This is a genomic window from Treponema sp. R6D11 (genome assembly GCF_054786075.1).
Map to the genome: position 1 here is coordinate 1 of NZ_BDHD01001150.1, position 374 is coordinate 374.

1 protein-coding gene is annotated in these 374 nt (G+C 52.1%); it reads right to left on the reverse strand.

Annotated features, from left to right (window positions below):
- A partial coding sequence (locus ACYVTD_RS17880) for a hypothetical protein (RefSeq protein ID WP_461248959.1) occupies positions 1-206 on the reverse strand: 206 nt, incomplete at its 3' end.
- Between the last annotated feature and the right edge of the window lie 168 nt (positions 207-374).

Sequence of the window (374 nt, forward strand, 5' to 3'; positions counted from 1 at the left end):
TGTTTTTGTTTTTTTTTTTTTTTTTTCAAGCAGAAGACGGCATACGAGATGCTCAGGAGTCTCGTGGGCTCGGCAACCTCTTTCCTTACCGAGTATTTTGTCGCCTCGGGGGGCGGCCAGATGGTGGAGACGGGCATGCCGTTTATTATGAGGAACGGGTTTGTAGCGAACGCCCTGGTGAAGGGCGACGGGTTCACTTTCCGCACGGATAACAGCCTTACCTTTTGGCAGGAAGCGTTACATTTACAACCTGCCCTATACGCGGTGTCGCCTCCAAATCCCCGAGCGTGATGCTGTTGTCGAACGACTGGTAAGTTCCCACGGTATATTTTACGGTCGTGCTGGGACTGTTGGGTATGTTGGCGCCGCTTAAC